Source organism: Saccharothrix sp. ALI-22-I (genome assembly GCF_001984175.1).
Classification (GTDB): Bacteria; Actinomycetota; Actinomycetes; order Mycobacteriales; family Pseudonocardiaceae; genus Actinosynnema.
Genome location: NZ_MTQP01000067.1, coordinates 86,481 through 103,653, shown reverse-complemented (window position 1 = coordinate 103,653; position 17,173 = coordinate 86,481). Strand labels below are relative to the sequence as shown.

Genomic DNA, 17,173 nt, shown 5'->3' with positions numbered 1-17,173 from the left:
CGATCGACGCGACCTCGCGGGGTGGCCGCGGCAGGCGCACAGCTGGCGCTGGTGGTGGTCGGGATTCCGGTGGTCTACCTGATCGCCTTCCCGATCGGCCTCACCGCGCGGTCGTTGCTGCCGCCTGTCGGGCTGCTCGCGGGCTTGGTCGTGGGCGGGCTGCTCGCGCCGAGGGCGCGAAGACCGGTTACCGGGCCGTTGGCCGGGTGGGCGGTGTTCCTCGCCTCACTCGGCCTCGCCTGGCTACTGCACAGGTCCTGAACAGCGGAAACCGGCCGACGCAAAGCTCTGCCGGCCGGTTTCCCCGAACTCCTACTTGTTGACGTCGCGCACAGCGCCTGTGGACGCGTCGGTTGCCATCCGGGCGTAGGCGCGCAGCGCCGCGGTCACCGGGCGGACCCGGTCCACCGGCTGCCACGGCCGTTCGGACGCCTCCATCTTGGCCCGCCGCTCGGCCAGCACCGCCTCGTCCACCAGCAGCTCCAGCCGCCGCTCGTGGATGTCGATCAGAATCCGGTCGCCGTTCTGGACCAGGCCGATCACACCGCCGCCCGCCGCCTCCGGCGAGACGTGGCCGATGGACAGGCCGGACGACCCACCGGAGAACCGGCCGTCGGTGATCAGCGCGCACTTCTTGCCCAGGCCCGAGCCCTTGAGGAACGCCGTCGGGTGCAGCATCTCCTGCATACCCGGCCCGCCCGCGGGACCCTCGTAGCGGACCACGAGGACGTCACCCGGCTGGATCTCCTTCTTCAGGATCGCCGAGACGGCCTCCTCCTGGGACTCCACCACCCGCGCCGGCCCCTCGAAGTGCCACAGCTCCTCGTCGATGCCTGCGGCCTTGATCACCGAGCCGCGTTCGGCCAGGTTGCCGTGCAGCACGGCCAGGCCGCCGTCCTTGGTGTACGCGTGCTCGACGTCGCGGATGCAGCCGCCGGCCGCGTCCGTGTCGAGCTTCGACCAGCGGTTGGAGGTGGAGAACGCCTGCGTCGTGCGCACGCCACCGGGCGCGGCGTGGAACAGCTCGACAGCGCGCGGTGAAGGCGCGGAAGCGCGGATGTCCCACTCGCCCAGCCACGACGCGAGGTCCGGGCTGTGCACGGTGTGCACGTCTTCGTTGAGCAGCCCGCCCCGCCAGAGTTCACCCAACAGGGCCGGGATTCCACCCGCCCGGTGGACGTCCTCCATGTGGTAGTCCGAGTTCGGCGACACCTTCGACAGGCACGGCACCCGCCGGCTCACCGCGTCGATGTCCGCCAGCGTGAAATCGACCTCGCCCTCCTGCGCGGCGGCGAGGATGTGCAGCACGGTGTTCGTGGAGCCGCCCATCGCCATGTCCAGCGCCATGGCGTTCTCGAACGCCTTGCGGTTGGCGATCGAACGCGGCAGCGCCGACTCGTCGTCCTGCTCGTAGTACCGCCTGCACAACTCCACCACCGTGCGGCCGGCCTCGGCGAACAACTCGCGGCGCGCGGAGTGCGTGGCCAGCGTGGAGCCGTTGCCCGGCAGCGCCAGGCCCAGCGCCTCGGTGAGGCAGTTCATCGAGTTCGCGGTGAACATGCCCGAGCACGAACCGCAGGTCGGGCACGCGGACCGCTCGACCTCGGTCAACCCGGCCTCGTCCACGTTCGGCGACGCGGACGCCGAGATCGCGGTGATCAGGTCGGTCGGCGCGACGGCGACGCCGTCCACCACGACCGCCTTGCCCGCCTCCATCGGCCCGCCCGAGACGAACACCACCGGGATGTTGAGCCGCATCGCGGCGTTCAACATGCCCGGGGTGATCTTGTCGCAGTTGGAGATGCACACGATCGCGTCGGCCTGGTGCGCGTTGACCATGTACTCGACCGAGTCGGCGATGATCTCCCGCGACGGCAGCGAGTAGAGCATCCCGCTGTGCCCCATGGCGATGCCGTCGTCCACCGCGATCGTGTGGAACTCGCGCGGCACCCCGCCCGCCTCGCGGATCGCCTCGGCCACGATGTCCCCGAGGTCGCGCAGGTGCACGTGACCCGGCACGAACTGCGTGTAGGAGTTGGCGATGGCCACGATCGGCTTGCCGAAATCACTGTCGGTCATGCCGGTCGCGCGCCAGAGCGCGCGCGCACCCGCGGCGTTGCGGCCGTGGGTCGTGGTGCGGGAACGGAGCGGTGGCACGGCTCCTCCAGAAGTCTCTGCCAGAAAGTGAGTCGAGAACGGCACGCGCGGGGTGGGCGCGGGAGGCTCGGAGCGGTGCCTCAGAGGCTACTCCCGCCGCAACGCCCCGGTGACCAGCACGCCCGCCAGCGCGAGTGTGATCACGTGCACGGCGGTGCACCACAGGCAGATCTTGCCGATGAGCAGGAACTCGGCGGCCACGAGGTAGACCACGAACAGCACGCCGACGCCGACCGATGCCAGCCGCGCCCAGTGCAGCGCCTCGACGCGCCAGGCGAACGGCAGGCACACCACGGTCAGGAACGCGAAGAACGCCAGCCCCAGGACCGCGACCGGGATGCCGAGCAGTTCCGACTGCTCACTGGTGGTGACCGTGCCGCAGTCGATCACCTCGCCCTCGGCGCACAGCAGCGCGCCGGCGGTGAAGTGCGCGATGGTGAGGTAGGTCGAGACGGCCAGGCCCGCCAGCGACAGCGCCAGGCTGACGACCGGCACCCAGCTGATTGTCCGCGTGTTCGAACTCACTCCCGGAGTTTAATGGGCCGCTGCTCCGCAGACGGCGGCTCGGTCGCCTGGAAGTCGCGACCTCGCGGCGTGGGTGGCCTACTCATCCGGCGTGACCTCGGTCTCCGCCTGCTCGTCAGCCGCGGCGGCCTTCGGGTCGGGGATGCGGCCACCGCTCACCGCGGCCAGCGCGGGCAGGTGACCGGCCCGGACGGCGGGCAGCCGGACCAGCGAATCGTCGGTCAGCACCGCGCTCAGCCACCCCCTCGGCGTGACTTTGATCGCCTTCACGTCCGCCCACGCCACCTCACGTCGGCCGAACGTCGAACGGGCCACCAGCCGCTCGTGGTCCACCGTGGTCCGGTTGCGCAACACCCACACCACGAACGCCGCCGGCAGCAGGTAGACGGCCTGGAGACCGGGCGCGGCGAACGCGAACGGCGTCGCGCCGATCGCGGCGAGACCGGCGGCGAGCAGGGCGGGGGTGGGGATGCGGAACACGACTTTCGGCACGTCACGAGATGCTGCCACCGCTCCTCCGAGCGGGTGACTCCGGCCCACGTCCACGCACCCGGCACTTCCACCATCCGGGAGTGCTGTCCCGCAGAGTTGACGCTTCACACCCAGGGCGGTTAACGTCAGCGCCATGCAGCGCAACCTCGTTCTCGTACTTCCCAGGCGCGTCGACGCCTAGGCATTCGAGCTTGCGTCGACGCGCGACCCTCGTGCGACCCGTTCGGGTTGGCGAGGGTTTTTTCGTGCCCGGACCGTGCATTCTCCTTACCCACGAGGCAGACAGATGACCAGCGCAACCTCGCGACCGGCTCCCGGTGAGCCGCCGTCGTCCCGCCCTGGACCGCGGCCGAAACCGGCCCCGCCGAGCGGCGCCCCCGTCCGCATGACCGGTGCGCAGTCCCTCGTCCGTTCACTCGAAGCGGTGGGCTGCGAAGTGGTCTTCGGCATCCCCGGCGGCACGATCCTGCCTGCCTACGACCCGCTGCTCGACTCCACCAAGGTGCGCCACATCCTGGTCCGCCACGAGCAGGGCGCGGGCCACGCCGCCACCGGGTACGCCCAGGCCACCGGCAAGGTCGGCGTCTGCATGGCGACCTCGGGTCCCGGCGCGACGAACCTCGTCACGCCGCTCGCGGACGCCAACATGGACTCCGTCCCGGTCGTCGCCATCACCGGCCAGCAGTCCCGGCCGCTGATCGGCACCGACGCGTTCCAGGAAGCCGACATCTGCGGCATCACCATGCCGATCACCAAGCACAACTTCCTGGTCATCGACGCCGCGGACATCCCGCGCGCCATCGCCGAGGCGTTCCACCTGGCCTCCACCGGCCGACCCGGTCCCGTCCTGGTGGACATCCCCAAGGACGTGCTCCAGGAGATGACCTCGTTCTCCTGGCCGCCGGAGATGCGCCTGCCCGGTTACCGGCCGACGACCCGGCCGCACGGCAAGCAGGTGCGCGAGGCCGCGAAGCTGATCGCCTCGGCCCGCCGTCCGGTCCTGTACGTCGGCGGCGGCGTGATCAAGGCGGAGGCGTCGGCCGAGCTGCTGGAGCTGGCCGAGTCCACCGGCATCCCGGTGGTCACCACGCTGATGGCGCGCGGCGCGTTCCCCGACTCGCACCCGCAGCACATGGGCATGCCCGGTATGCACGGCACGGTCGGCGCGGTCGCCGCGATGCAGAAGTCGGACCTGTTGGTCGCCCTCGGCGCGCGGTTCGACGACCGGGTCACCGGGCAGCTGGGCTCGTTCGCGCCGGACGCGCAGATCGTGCACGCCGACATCGACCCGGCGGAGATCTCGAAGAACCGCCGCGCGGACGTCCCGATCGTGGGCGACTGCAAGGAGATCATCAGCGAGCTGATCGACGCGGTCCGGGCGGAGCGGGAGAACGTCGCCGCCGTCGACCTGACGCCCTGGTGGAACCAGCTCAACGCGCTGCGCGAGACGTTCCCGCTGGGCTACGACTGGCCCGAGGACGGCACGCTGTCGCCGCAGTACGCGATCGAGCGGATCGGCGTGCTGACCCCGCCGGGGACCCTGTTCACCGCGGGTGTCGGCCAGCACCAGATGTGGGCCGCGCAGTTCGTGAAGTACGAGACGCCGCGCACGTGGATCAACTCCGGCGGCCTCGGCACGATGGGCTACGCGGTGCCCGCCGCGATGGGCGCCAAGGCCGGCGTGCCGGACGTCCAGGTGTGGGCGATCGACGGCGACGGCTGCTTCCAGATGACCAACCAGGAGCTGGCCACCTGCGCCATCGAGGGCATCCCGATCAAGGTCGCCGTGATCAACAACGGCAACCTGGGCATGGTCCGCCAGTGGCAGACCCTGTTCTACGGTGAGCGCTACTCCAGCACCGACCTGGGCACGCACAAGCACCGAATCCCCGACTTCAAGCTGCTCGCCGAGGCGTACGGCTGCGCCGGTCTGCGGGCCGAGTCGCGCGAAGAGGTCGACGCGGTGATCCAGAAGGCCATGGAGATCAACGACCGGCCGGTGGTCATCGACTTCGTGGTCGGCAAGGACGCCCAGGTGTGGCCGATGGTCGCCGCGGGCACCGGCAACAGCGAGATCATGGCCGCGCGTGGCATCCGCCCGCTGTTCGACGAGGACGAGTGACGAGATGACTAGGCACACCCTGAGCGTTCTGGTCGAGGACAAGCCCGGTGTCCTCGCCCGGGTGGCGGGCCTGTTCTCCCGGCGCGGCTTCAACATCGAGTCGCTCGCCGTCGGCCGCACCGAGCACCCCGACATCTCCCGGATGACCATCGTCGTCTCGGTCGAAGAGCTGCCGCTGGAGCAGGTGACCAAGCAGCTCAACAAGCTCATCAACGTCATCAAGATCGTCGAGCTGGAGCCCGCCGCGTCGGTTCAGCGGCAGCTCCTGCTGGTCAAGGTGCGCGCCGACGCGACGGTGCGCAGCCAGGTCCTGGAGACGGTGCAATTGTTCCGCGCGAAGGTCGTCGACGTCTCCCCGGAGGCGGTCACGGTCGAGGCCACCGGCACGTCCGAGAAGCTCGACGCGCTGCTGCGGATGCTGGAGCCCTACGGGCTCCGGGAGATCGTCCAGTCCGGCATGGTCGCCATCGGCCGTGGCGCCCGCTCCATCACCGCGACCGCGGTGCGCTGATTTTCCAGTTCCGAGGAAGGAAGTACCACCAGTGAGCGTCGAGATCTTCTACGACGACGATGCCGACCTGAGCATCATCCAGGGGCGCAAGGTCGCGGTCATCGGTTACGGCAGCCAGGGCCACGCGCACGCGCTGAGCCTGCGCGACTCCGGCGTCGACGTCCGGATCGGCCTGCCCGAGGGCTCCAAGTCCCGCGCCAAGGCCGAGGAGGAGGGCCTGCCCGTCGGCACGCCCGCCGAGGTCTCGGCCGAGGCCGACCTGATCATGATCCTGGCGCCGGACACCGCCCAGCGGCACATCTACGCCAACGACATCGCGCCCAACCTCAAGGACGGCGACGCGGTCTTCTTCGGCCACGGCTTCAACATCCGCTACGGCCTGATCACCGTGCCGTCCAATGTGGATGTCGCCATGGTCGCGCCGAAGGGCCCGGGCCACCTGGTCCGCCGCCAGTTCGTGGACGGCAAGGGCGTGCCCGCGCTGATCGCGGTCGAGCAGGACGCCTCGGGCAACGCCCAGGCGTTGGCGCTGTCCTACGCCAAGGGCATCGGCGGCACGCGTGCGGGCGTCATCAAGACCACGTTCAAGGAGGAGACCGAGACCGACCTGTTCGGTGAGCAGGCGGTCCTCTGCGGTGGCGCGTCCGCGCTGGTGCAGGCCGGTTTCGAGGTGCTGACCGAGGCGGGTTACGCGCCCGAGGTCGCCTACTTCGAGTGCCTCCACGAGCTGAAGCTGATCGTGGACCTGATGTACGAGGGCGGCATCGCCCGCATGCGCTACTCGATCTCCGACACCGCCGAGTACGGCGACCTCACCCGGGGCCCGCGCGTCATCACCCCGTCGGTGAAGGAGGAGATGCGCAAGATCCTGGGCGAGATCCAGGACGGCACGTTCGCCACCGAGTGGGTGAACGAGGACGACGCCGGCCGCGGCAACTACAAGAAGTTGCAGCAGGAGGGCGAGCAGCACCCGATCGAGGAGGTCGGCAAGAAGCTGCGCGGCCTCATGTCGTGGGTGGACCGCCCCATCACCGAAACGGCCTGAGACCAGCTGTTCGGCCAACCGGAGCCCGCGGTGTTCTCCGACACCGCGGGCTCCGGTATACCTAGGGGCCATGACCGACAGCGCGCCCATCTACGACGACAAGGCCCACGTCCGAGGCAACCTCGACCTCACCGCCGCCGAGTGGATCCGCAGCGACGAAGGCGCGGAGGACGAGGAGGAGCACGTCGAGATCGCGTTCGTCGAGCACACCGACGGCGTGACGTACACGGCGATGCGCAACTCCGCCCACCCCGAGGGCCCGGTCCTGGTCTTCACGCCCGCCGAGTGGGAGGCGTTCATCCTCGGGGTCAAGGACGGCGAGTTCGACGAACCCTGGTGATGCAGGTGCCCGCCTGTGGGGTCCTGATTTCGGTGGCGCATTCCCGATGATCTCGGCGCCTGGTTGGAATTAATGCCGTCGAACTGGGATTTGTCCGTTCTCAGCCCGACTCGGCACCCGGGGCCGTCAGCAGTTCACCGGGACGGCCGGGCTGACCACGGTGATGCGGACGAGCTGACCGCAGGGATGTTGATCGCGCCGTTCGCGGTGACGGCCGTGGCACCCGGCTTGATGTTGCACACGGCGGACAGGGTCGCGGCGGTTCTGTAGCACGCCGCGCCACCCATGCCTGGTGGATGATGACGACGGGCGCGGAGAACGAGAGTTTTTCGTTCCTCAACGAGCACCTGATCGAGACGTGGATTCCCGCCGATCCGAACGGGGAGTGGCTGCGGCGGCGCGGGGAGACCGGCAACCGCAAATGGGTCAAGGGCACCGAGGCCGAAGCCCAGGCGGCCGGGGCCGTGATCGAGGAGACGCCGTGGCCGGAGCAGCGCGCCAAGGGCGGCGAGTTCGTCCAGGGCGCTCCCGAGCACGGGAACTGGCAGTTCCCCAAGCCGGAGTTCCTCGCCGGCCTGCCCACCGACCCCGAGCAGTTGTACGAGCGGCTGCGCCAGGACAGCGGCGGCGGTAAGCAATCCCTGGTCTACGCCGCCGACGCGTTGCGCACCGGTCTGGTGCCCGCCGCTGCCCGCGCGAACCTGCTGCGGGCGTTGACCTACCTCCCCGGACTGGACGTCACCGACGGCGCCGCCGATCTCGACGGCAACAAGGGCGTGGCGCTGGGCATCTCCGAGGACGGCGAGCGTCAGGAGATCATCCTCAACCCGGGCACCGGCGAGGTGATCGGGGAACGCACGGTGTCCGACTCGATGTTCGCCGGCATCCCGAAGGGCACCGTCACCGGCTACTCCTCCATCACCACGGCGGTGGTCGACGGCATCGGCGCCAAGCCCACCCGCTAATCCGAAGCATTCTGGTGGTGGGCGCGATGAAAGCCCACCACCAGAATGTCATCGGTTGGTTGACGGTCGAGGTGTTCGCACCCTCCTCGCGGCATGGGACTTCCCCGCACACCCGCTCGCTATGCTGCCGCGGACCTGATCGGCAGGTCGGTGGGCGGGGGTGCGGAACCGTGAAGGTGGTCGGCGTCGCGATGGTGCGCGACGAGGACGACGTCCTAGCGACGACCCTCGGTCATCACCTGTCCATCGGTGTCGACGAGGTGCTGGTGGTGGACAACGGCTCGTCCGACGGGACGGGACGGATCCTGCGCGGCATGAGCCGGAGCACCGGCCGGGTCCACTGGACCCGCGACGACGGCGAGTTCCGGCAGTCGGAGGTGACCACGGCGCTGGCGCGCGAGGCCGTGGACCGCGGCGCGGACTGGATCGTGGTGATCGACGCCGACGAGTTCTGGCACGTCGACGGTGACCTGCGCACGCGGCTGGCCGCGTCCCGTGCGGACGTCTTGCAGTGCCCGGTCGTGAACTTCGTCCAGGAACGCGGGCGTCGGCGCAACGCGAGCCAGGGCCTGCTCCGCATGAACCACCGCGTCGAGCGCGCTGTCGGGCCCGTCGACCGGACCGTGGAGCTGGTCACGTCACGGCAGATCGGCTTCATCGAGATGCAGTACCCGCCCAAGTGCATCTCGCGCGCGGTTTCCACGATCGAGGTCCACCCGGGCAACCACGGCGTGTCCGGGCTCGAAGGCCCGCAGGAGCGCGTCGAGGACATCGCCTGCCTGCACGCGCCCCTGCGCAGCCGGGCCGACCTGGAGCGCAAGGCCGAACAGGGCGTGCGCGTCGCCCAGAGCCCGGCGTTCCGCCCCGACCAGGGCTGGCACGTGCGCCGCTGGCGCGACCTCGTCGTCGACGGCGACCTCGACGCCGAGTGGGCGGCGAACAGCTACGACGAGGCGGGCAGCCTCGACGTGTTCGGCCTGGCGAAGCCGCTCGTCCGCGACGAGCGGCTCGCGAACATCGCCCGGAGGGTGGGAGTCTGACGGTCGGGCCACGCCGGCCGTTCGAACCACCGGCGGACCACGGTCGAAGACCGCGTCCCGCAACCCAAAGCACCTGAGCGTTGAATTCGGGGCACCTGAACGTTGGACACGCGCGTTCTGAGCGTTGGACACGCGCGTTCTGAGCGTTGGACACGCGTGCGTGTCCAACGTTCGCGTCAGCCGTGTCCTACGTCCAGGACACCCGAGTTGAACGCTCGGGTCGGTGCGGCGGGCGTGTCGGGCTCAGGTTCCGCCGTTCCAGTAGCGCCGCAGGGAGCCGACCAGGCAGTCGCAGTGGAGTTCGGTGTACCCGCAGGCCCAGCACGTCCGGGAGTGCGCGTTGCGGTGGTGGGCCTGTTGGGCCTCGTACCCGCTGTACGTCGCCGAGCACAGGTGGCAGCGCGTGGCGCGGACCGCCGGCCCGAGCATGACCGGCGGGGTGGCCGTCACCGGTGTGATCAGCCTGGTGAATGGCGGTGTGGCCGGCCGGGCCGCCAGCGGTAGGCCGAGTTCCAGCCGTCGCCCGCCGAGCACGGCGGTGTGCCCGGTGGTGGCGGTGAACGGGTCCGGCCGCGAGAACAGCACGGCGCGCTGTCCGGCGAACGCGCCCAGCGAGTAGGTGCCCTGCGGGACCGTCACGTCGACCCGCTCGCCGATCCGCGCGGGCACCACGAGCCGGCCACCGGGAATCCCGCCGGCGGACGCGGTCGGGGTGTGGTTGGTCACCACCAGGCCGACGGGGTCGCCCATGCGCAGCCCTTGGCGCCGGGCCGAGTCGGTGAGGCTCGCGTTGAGCGACAGGACGCCCTGCCGGGTGGCCGGCGCCGCGCGCAACGCGGGCAGGGAGACCGCCTGTCCGGAGGCGTTCACCGCCTGCGCCGGGCCGCCGTAGGAGTCGAACAGCAGCGCGCGGCGGGTGAAGAGGTACTGCGCCAGGAACGCCACCGGCGGACCCCATGGGCCCAGCACGAGCGTCGACACCAACTGCACCGCCATCGTGGTGCCCTCGGTCCACTCCCTAGAGGTCGGTCGCCAGTTGATCGGCTCCTGGTCGGTCATGCCACCCCCATCGTCACCCGGCGCCGCTCCTCGGCCGTGGGCCGGAACGGGTTGTCGCCTCATGTGAGGCTCGATGCCGGTGACGCCGCCCGTGATACGCCGTGGCCGGGTGTGTGCCGAAAGTGGCTTCCCCGAGACCGGGCCTTCTCCCCGCGTGATCGGGAGGTGTCTTGCATGACGCGCGTACCGTGTTCCAGCAGGTGATACGCGGCACCCGGGTGTCAACCGCCGAGCGGGCGCTGACTATGCTCGTTAACAATCCGGACACATTGCCGTGGCCGGCCGGCGCGGGTGACGACCTGCTCGACGGCCCCCGCGCTCCCCACCTGATCACACCTCCGGGAGCGACGTCCGTGACCAAGCCCGTTGTCCTCATCGCCGAGAAGCTCGCACCGTCCGTTCTCGACGTCTTCGGTGATGGCATCGAGGTGCGCCACGTCGACGGCACCGACCGTCCCGCGCTGCTCGAAGCCGTCGCCGACGCCGACGCCCTGCTGGTCCGCTCCGCCACCAAGGTGGACGCCGAGGTCTTCAAGGCCACCAGCAAGCTGAAGGTCGTCGCCCGTGCGGGCGTGGGGCTGGACAACGTCGAGGTGCCCGCCGCCACCGAGCGCGGCGTGATGGTGGTCAACGCGCCCACCTCGAACATCGTCAGCGCCGCCGAGCACGCGGTCGCCCTGCTGCTGGCCACCGCCCGCCAGATCCCGGCCGCGCACGCCACCCTCCAGAACCACGAGTGGAAGCGCAGCAAGTTCAACGGCGTCGAGATCAACGGCAAGACCGTCGGCGTGGTGGGCCTGGGCAAGATCGGCCAGCTGTTCGCCGCCCGCATCGCCGCCTTCGGCACCACGCTGATCGCCTACGACCCGTACGTCAGCGCCGCCCGCGCCGCCCAGCTGGGCATCGAGCTGGTCTCCCTGGAGGAGCTGCTGGAGCGCGCCGACGCGATCTCGATCCACCTGCCCAAGACCCCGGAGACCAAGGGCCTGATCGGCGCCGAGCAGCTGGCCAAGGCCAAGCGCGGCGTGATCATCGTCAACGCCGCCCGCGGTGGTCTCATCGACGAGCAGGCGCTGGCCGATGCCGTGAAGGAGGGCCAGGTCGGCGGCGCGGGCATCGACGTGTTCTCCACCGAGCCCACCACCGAGAGCCCGCTGTTCGGCCTGCCGAACGTCGTCGTGACCCCGCACCTGGGCGCGTCCACCACCGAGGCGCAGGACCGGGCGGGTACCGACGTGGCCAAGTCGGTGCTGCTGGCGCTGGCCGGCGACTTCGTGCCGGACGCGGTGAACGTGCAGGGCGGCGGTGTGGTCGGCGAGGAGGTCCGCCCGTACCTGCCGCTGGTGCAGAAGCTGGGCACGGTGGTCGCGGCGCTGAGCGCCAAGGCCCCGACCGCGGTCACCGTCGAGGTGCGCGGCGAGCTGTCCAGCGAGGACGTCGCGGTGCTGCCGCTGGCCGCGCTGCGCGGCGTGTTCTCCAGCGTGGTCGAGGAACAGGTCACCTTCGTCAACGCGCCGGCGCTGGCGAACTCGCTCGGCGTGAGCGTGGACCTGGCGAAGGAGCCGGAGAGCGCCAACCACCGCAGCCTGGTCACGGTGCGCGCGGTGCAGGCGGACGGCGCGGTCATCACCGTGTCCGGCACGCTCACGGGTCTGGACCAGGTCGAGAAGCTGGTCGGCATCAACGGCCGCAGCTTCGACCTGCGCGCCGAGGGCAACGTGCTGCTGCTGGAGTACCCGGACCGGCCGGGCGTGATGGGCACCGTCGGCACCCTGCTCGGCGAGGCCGGCGTGAACGTCGAGGCCGCCCAGATCAGCCAGACCAGGGACGGCGCGGACGCGTTCATGCTGCTGCGCGTCGACCGCCCGGTGGACACCGCGGTGCTCAACCCGATCGGCGCGGCCGTCGGCGCGCGCACGGTGCGCTCGGTCAACTTCGACTGATCTACCGCCCGGACGTAGTCCCCGAAAGGGGCTAATGCCGCCGAGACCTGTCGGTGTATATCGCCGCAGGTCTCGGCGGTGTCACGTTTAACTGTTAGTGAGCAAAACTGTGGGTACCGTCACTCGTTCGGTGTAATTGACCAGCTCCGTAGAGCGATTAGGTTCCTCCCCACGAGGTTGACCCGGTGCCGTAGAGGGCACGGCACCACGCGGGCAGTTCCCTCAATGGACGACTCTGCCTGCCAGGTCGAATCCGACCTCGTTTGGGGCAAGTTGTGAGCCGATCTCGCGTGATCGCCAGATCAGCCGTACCGGTATTGACCGCGATACTCGTCGCCGGGTCCACCGCCGGTACCGCGCTGGCCGCGGAAGATCCACTGGCACCGTCCGTCGTCGCCGCGCGCGGGCTGGATGCGGGCAAGTTGCAGTTGAAGGTGTCCGACCGGCTGACCGCCGCCAAGGGCAGGGTCACCGCGTTCGTGGAGCTAGAGGCCAAGCCGGCCGTCGACACGTTCGCCGAGCAGACCAGCCAGGGCGCGAGCAAGCAGCAGGCCAAGGACGCCGCCAAGGCGACCAAGAACGACACCGGCCGGGTCGTCGACCAGGTGGTCACCGCGCTCAAGGGCAAGGACTCCGCCACCACCGAGCTGTACCGGACCGCCAACGGCGTGCCGGGCGTGGTCGTCCAGGCCGACGCCGCCAAGGTGCGCGAACTCGCGCAGCGCGCGGACGTGAAGTCGGTGCGCACCGTGGTGCCGAAGTCCCGCCAGAACTCCAGCGCCGTGCAGCTGACGAACACGCTCAAGGCGTGGCAGGAGTACGGCAAGCTCGGTGACAACACCCGCATCGGCATCATCGACACGGGCATCGACTACACCCACGCCGACTTCGCGGGCCCCGGCACCATCGAGGCGTTCAAGGCGATCGACCCGACCAAGGTCGACGCCGCGTACTTCCCGACCGCCAAGGTCGTCGGCGGCTACGACTTCGTCGGCAACGCCTACGACGGCGCGAGCAAGGACCCGGCGGTGAACACGCCGAAGCCGGACCCGAACCCGCTCGACTGCAACGGCCACGGCTCGCACGTCGGCGGCACCGCGGCGGGCTTCGGCGTCAACGCCGACGGCACCACGTTCGAGGGCGACTACACCAAACTCACCCCGGAAGCGCTCAACGCGATGCGCATGGGCCCCGGCACCGCGCCGAAGGCCCTGCTGTACGCGCTGAAGGTGTTCGGCTGCGACGGTTCGACCAACGTCACCGCGCAGGCCCTCGACTGGGCGCTCGACCCCGACGGCGACGGCGACTTCTCCGACCACCTCGACGTGGTCAACCTGTCGCTGGGCTCGGACTACGGCGCCCCGGACGACCCGGACAGCCTGTTCGTGCGCAAGCTCAACGCCTCCGGCGTGCTCACCGTGTTCTCCGCGGGCAACGGCGGCGACCTGTACGACATCGGCGGCTCGCCGGGCAGCACTCCCGAGGCGCTGACCGTGGCCAGCACCCGTGACTCCTACGTGCTGCGCGACGCGGTCGAGGTGACCGCGCCGGCCGACCTGGCGGGCCCGAAGACCGGCCAGTACAGCCAGAACTTCAACTACGAGGGCAAGGACGTCACCGCGCCCGTCGTCGCGATGACCGACGCGGCCAACAAGGACGGCTGTCTGCCGTTCTCGGCCGCCGACAAGGCGGCTGTCGCGGGCAAGATGGTGTGGCTGGAATGGGACGACAACGACGCCACGCGTCGTTGCGGCTCGGCCGGCCGCAGCAACAACGCGACCGCCGCCGGCGCGGTCGGCGCGCTGTTCACCTCGAACCTGGAGCACTTCAACGCCGGCATCGCGGGCAACGCGGCGATCCCGGTGCTCCAGCTCACCGGCTCGGCCACCGCGGCGCTGCGCCCGGCGCTGGCCGCGGGCACGCTGGTGATCCGCCAGGCGGGCGCCCTGAGCACCTCGGTGCCGACCTACGACCCGGCGATCACCGACAGCCCGAGTTCGTTCACCTCTCGCGGCGTGCGCGGCCCGGTCGTCAAGCCGGACGTGGCCGCACCCGGTGACACCATCGCCTCGGCGCTGGTCGGCTCGGGCAACAAGACCCAGGTGAACTCGGGCACGTCGATGGCCGCCCCGCACATCTCCGGCATCGCGGCGCTGGTGCGCCAGGTCCACCCGGACTGGACGCCGGAAGAGGTCAAGGCCGCGGTCATGAACAGCGCGGGCTCCGACGTCAAGGCCGGCGGCAAGATCTACGCGCCCAACCGCGTCGGCGCCGGCCGCGTCGACGGCAAGGCCGCCGTGGAGAACCAGGTCCTCGCCTACGTGCAGGACGACCCGGGCGCCGTGTCCGCGTCGTTCGGCGTGGTCGAGGTCGAGCAGCCGGTGTCGAAGACCAAGACCATCAAGGTGGTCAACAAGTCCACCAAGTGGGTCGACTACACGGTCGGCTACGAGGCGCTGACCGAGATCCCGGGCGTGCGCTACGAGCTGTCCGCGAAGACCGTGCGGCTCAGCCCGCGCGGCATCGCCCGGATCACCGTCACGCTGAAGATCGACAACCCGGCCGCGCTGCGCAAGACGGTCGACCCGACGATCGAGGCCAACCACCTCGACGTGCCGCGCCAGTTCCTGGCCGACGCGTCGGGCCGGGTCGTGCTGACGCCGAAGAGCGGTTCGGCCGTCGCGCTGAGGGTGCCGGTGTACTCGGCGCCCAAGCCGGTGGCCGACATGCACGCGCCGAGCAGCGTCCGGGTCTCCGGTTCGGGCCAGGGCGTGCTGAACCTGACCGGCCGGGCCGTCAACCAGGGCGCCTACCAGTCGCTGGTGAGCGTCCTGGAGCTGCAGGCGTCCTCGCCGCGGCTGCCGGAGTGCCGCCGCAACGTCACCACCAACTGCGTGCTGAACAACACGGCCAAGGGCGGTGACCTCCGCCACGTCGGCGTCGCGTCCACCGCGCCGCTGGCCAAGGCGCAGGGCACGCCGGAGAACGCGTTGCTGGCGTTCGGTGTGACGACCTGGGGCAACTGGTACAACCTGGGCAACAACACCATCCCGTTCATCGACATCGACACCAACGGTGACGGCGCGTTCGACTACGAGGTCTACGCGACCAAGCTGGCCGACACCGACCTGCTGGTCGCGGCCACGGTGGACCTGAAGACGGGCGCCACGGTCGGCCTCCAGGGCGTCAACGGCCAGTTCGGCGACGTGGACACCAACGTGTTCGACACGAACGTGGTGGTCCTGCCGGTGCTGCTGTCGGCGCTGGGCATCGACGCGTCGGCGGACACCTCGCGGATCAGCTACAAGGTCGGCGTGTCCGGTTACTACGTCGCGCCGGGCGCGGACAACGGCCTGATCGACTCGATCCCGAACGCGCTGTCGTTCGACCCGCTCAAGCCGGGTCTGTGGGTGCAGGGTGGCGGCGACGCCGCGCTGTCCTACCAGTCCCGTCCGGGCACCGCGCTGGTGGTCAACCGCGACGCCGCGTCGCTGGCCCTCGACGGCGCGGACAGCCTGCTGGTGCTCAACCACCACAACGCCTCGGGTGACAAGGCGGACGTGGTGCAGGTTCGGGCGCGGACGAGCAGCCGTTCAGCGGACTGACCGTCGTGCGTCGCTCTGGCCGGTCGGGGGTTCCCCCGACCGGCCAGAGCCGTTTAAGCACTTCGGGTGACGACCAAACGGGGGCCTTGGACCGTTCGGGTGTCCCGCAGTCCGGGAGATATGGCCACGGAGGGGTGTTCCGAGTGCGGTTTCACGGCCTCGGACCGGTAGCCTTTCGCAATGAGAACTAGTCCCGCGCTATGGGACTGATACCTGGGAGGTGTGTGGATGCGGCTCGCAGTGATCCCAGGAGACGGGATCGGGCCCGAGGTCGTCGCCGAGGCTCTGAAAGTGCTCGGTGAGGTCGTTCCAGCGGCTGAGATCACCCGCTATGACCTCGGCGCGGCGCGTTGGCACGCCACAGGTGAGTTGTTGCCGGAGTCCGTGCTCGGGGAACTCCGCCAGCACGACGCGATCCTGCTCGGCGCCGTGGGCGACCCGTCGGTGCCCAGCGGGATTCTGGAACGCGGTCTGTTGCTCAGGCTCCGGTTCGAACTGGACCACCACGTGAACCTGCGCCCGGCCCGGCTGTACCCCGGCGTGCGCAGCCCGATCGCCGATCCGCCCGAGATCGACATGGTGGTGGTGCGGGAGGGCACGGAGGGCCTGTACGCGGGCAACGGAGGCCTGCTCCGCAAGGACACGCCGCACGAGATCGCCACCGAGGTGTCGATCAACACGTCCTTCGGTGTGGAGCGGGTGGTGCGCGACGCGTTCGCCCGTGCCGCCAACCGGCCGCGCAAGCACCTCACGCTCGTGCACAAGACCAACGTGCTCACGCACGCCGGGTCGTTGTGGTCGCGCGTGGTGGAGGAGGTGTCGTTGCAGCACCCGGACGTGACGGTGGCCTACCAGCACGTGGACGCCGCGACGATCCACCTCGTCACCGACCCCGGTCGGTACGACGTGATCGTGACGGACAACCTGTTCGGCGACATCCTGACCGACCTGGCCGCGGCGGTGACCGGTGGCATCGGTCTCGCGGCGTCCGGCAACCTCGACGTGACCCGGCGCAACCCGAGCATGTTCGAGCCGGTGCACGGCAGCGCGCCGGACATCGCGGGCCAGGGCATCGCCGACCCGACGGCGGCGGTCCTCTCCGTCGCCCTGATGCTGGACCACCTCGGCGAGTCCGAGTCGGCCCGGCGGATCGAGGCGTCGGTGGCCTTCGATCTGGCGACTCGTGACCACTCGTCGCCCGGCGCCACCTACGCGGTGGGCGACCGCCTGGCCGCCCTCGTCTCGTCGAACGTCCGAACCGGCTGACCCGAGAGTCGAACCCTCAGGCCGCGCGTGTCCTACGTCCAGGACACCCGAGTTCAACGCTCAGAACAGTGATCAGGGCCACCACGACCTCGTCGTGGTGGCC

14 protein-coding genes are annotated in these 17,173 nt (G+C 70.1%); 10 read left to right on the top strand and 4 right to left on the bottom strand.

Annotation, left to right across the window (positions count from 1 at the left end; genetic code table 11):
* Positions 1-21: 21 nt before the first annotated feature.
* Entirely contained in the window at positions 22-261 is a 240-nt protein-coding gene (locus ALI22I_RS32765) for a hypothetical protein (RefSeq protein WP_077009449.1), read from the top strand.
* Between the two features lie 51 nt (positions 262-312).
* On the opposite strand, the gene ilvD is transcribed toward ALI22I_RS32765, so the two are convergent.
* From ilvD to ALI22I_RS32750, 3 genes are all read right to left on the bottom strand, one after another.
* Positions 313-2,157, bottom strand: a complete 1,845-nt coding sequence (gene ilvD / locus ALI22I_RS32760) for a dihydroxy-acid dehydratase (RefSeq protein ID WP_077009448.1) — start codon at positions 2,155-2,157, stop codon at positions 313-315.
* 87 nt (positions 2,158-2,244) lie between these two features.
* Complete coding sequence (locus tag ALI22I_RS32755) at positions 2,245-2,652, bottom strand: vitamin K epoxide reductase family protein (RefSeq protein WP_238598704.1); 408 nt, start codon at positions 2,650-2,652, stop codon at positions 2,245-2,247.
* Between the two features lie 108 nt (positions 2,653-2,760).
* Complete coding sequence (locus tag ALI22I_RS32750; RefSeq protein ID WP_077009446.1) at positions 2,761-3,192, bottom strand: PH domain-containing protein; 432 nt, start codon at positions 3,190-3,192, stop codon at positions 2,761-2,763.
* Between the two features lie 268 nt (positions 3,193-3,460).
* Here ALI22I_RS32750 and ALI22I_RS32745 point away from each other — a divergent pair, with 268 nt between their 5' ends.
* From ALI22I_RS32745 to ALI22I_RS32720, 6 genes are all read left to right on the top strand, one after another.
* Complete coding sequence (locus ALI22I_RS32745) at positions 3,461-5,296, top strand: acetolactate synthase large subunit (protein WP_077009445.1); 1,836 nt, start codon at positions 3,461-3,463, stop codon at positions 5,294-5,296.
* A 4-nt stretch (positions 5,297-5,300) separates the two neighbouring features.
* Complete coding sequence (gene ilvN, locus ALI22I_RS32740) at positions 5,301-5,807, top strand: acetolactate synthase small subunit (protein WP_077009444.1); 507 nt, start codon at positions 5,301-5,303, stop codon at positions 5,805-5,807.
* A 31-nt stretch (positions 5,808-5,838) separates the two neighbouring features.
* A complete protein-coding gene (gene ilvC / locus ALI22I_RS32735) occupies positions 5,839-6,852 on the top strand; it encodes a ketol-acid reductoisomerase (RefSeq protein ID WP_077009443.1) in 1,014 nt (337 codons plus the stop codon).
* Between the two features lie 70 nt (positions 6,853-6,922).
* A complete protein-coding gene (locus ALI22I_RS32730) occupies positions 6,923-7,192 on the top strand; it encodes a DUF397 domain-containing protein (RefSeq protein WP_077009442.1) in 270 nt (89 codons plus the stop codon).
* Positions 7,193-7,488: 296 nt separating this feature from the next.
* Positions 7,489-8,157: a hypothetical protein gene (locus ALI22I_RS32725; protein WP_143532556.1), complete on the top strand. Its 669-nt coding sequence runs from the start codon at positions 7,489-7,491 to the stop codon at positions 8,155-8,157.
* Positions 8,158-8,327: 170 nt separating this feature from the next.
* Positions 8,328-9,197 (top strand): glycosyltransferase family 2 protein, encoded by an 870-nt coding sequence (locus ALI22I_RS32720; protein ID WP_077009440.1) that lies wholly within the window; start codon positions 8,328-8,330, stop codon positions 9,195-9,197.
* A gap of 243 nt (positions 9,198-9,440) precedes the next feature.
* Here the strand turns inward: ALI22I_RS32720 and ALI22I_RS32715 are convergent, their stop codons facing one another.
* Positions 9,441-10,256: a hypothetical protein gene (locus ALI22I_RS32715; RefSeq protein WP_077009439.1), complete on the bottom strand. Its 816-nt coding sequence runs from the start codon at positions 10,254-10,256 to the stop codon at positions 9,441-9,443.
* Between the two features lie 353 nt (positions 10,257-10,609).
* On the opposite strand from ALI22I_RS32715, the gene serA reads away from it, so the two are divergent.
* From serA to ALI22I_RS32700, 3 genes are all read left to right on the top strand, one after another.
* Positions 10,610-12,199 carry a phosphoglycerate dehydrogenase gene (gene serA, locus ALI22I_RS32710; protein WP_083752257.1) on the top strand — a complete coding sequence of 530 codons (1,590 nt, stop codon included), beginning with the start codon at positions 10,610-10,612 and terminating at the stop codon, positions 12,197-12,199.
* 275 nt (positions 12,200-12,474) lie between these two features.
* Positions 12,475-15,804, top strand: coding sequence for a S8 family peptidase (locus ALI22I_RS32705; protein ID WP_083752201.1), 3,330 nt, complete (start codon positions 12,475-12,477; stop codon positions 15,802-15,804).
* Between the two features lie 228 nt (positions 15,805-16,032).
* Positions 16,033-17,070, top strand: coding sequence for a 3-isopropylmalate dehydrogenase (locus tag ALI22I_RS32700; RefSeq protein WP_077009438.1), 1,038 nt, complete (start codon positions 16,033-16,035; stop codon positions 17,068-17,070).
* Positions 17,071-17,173 lie beyond the last annotated feature (103 nt).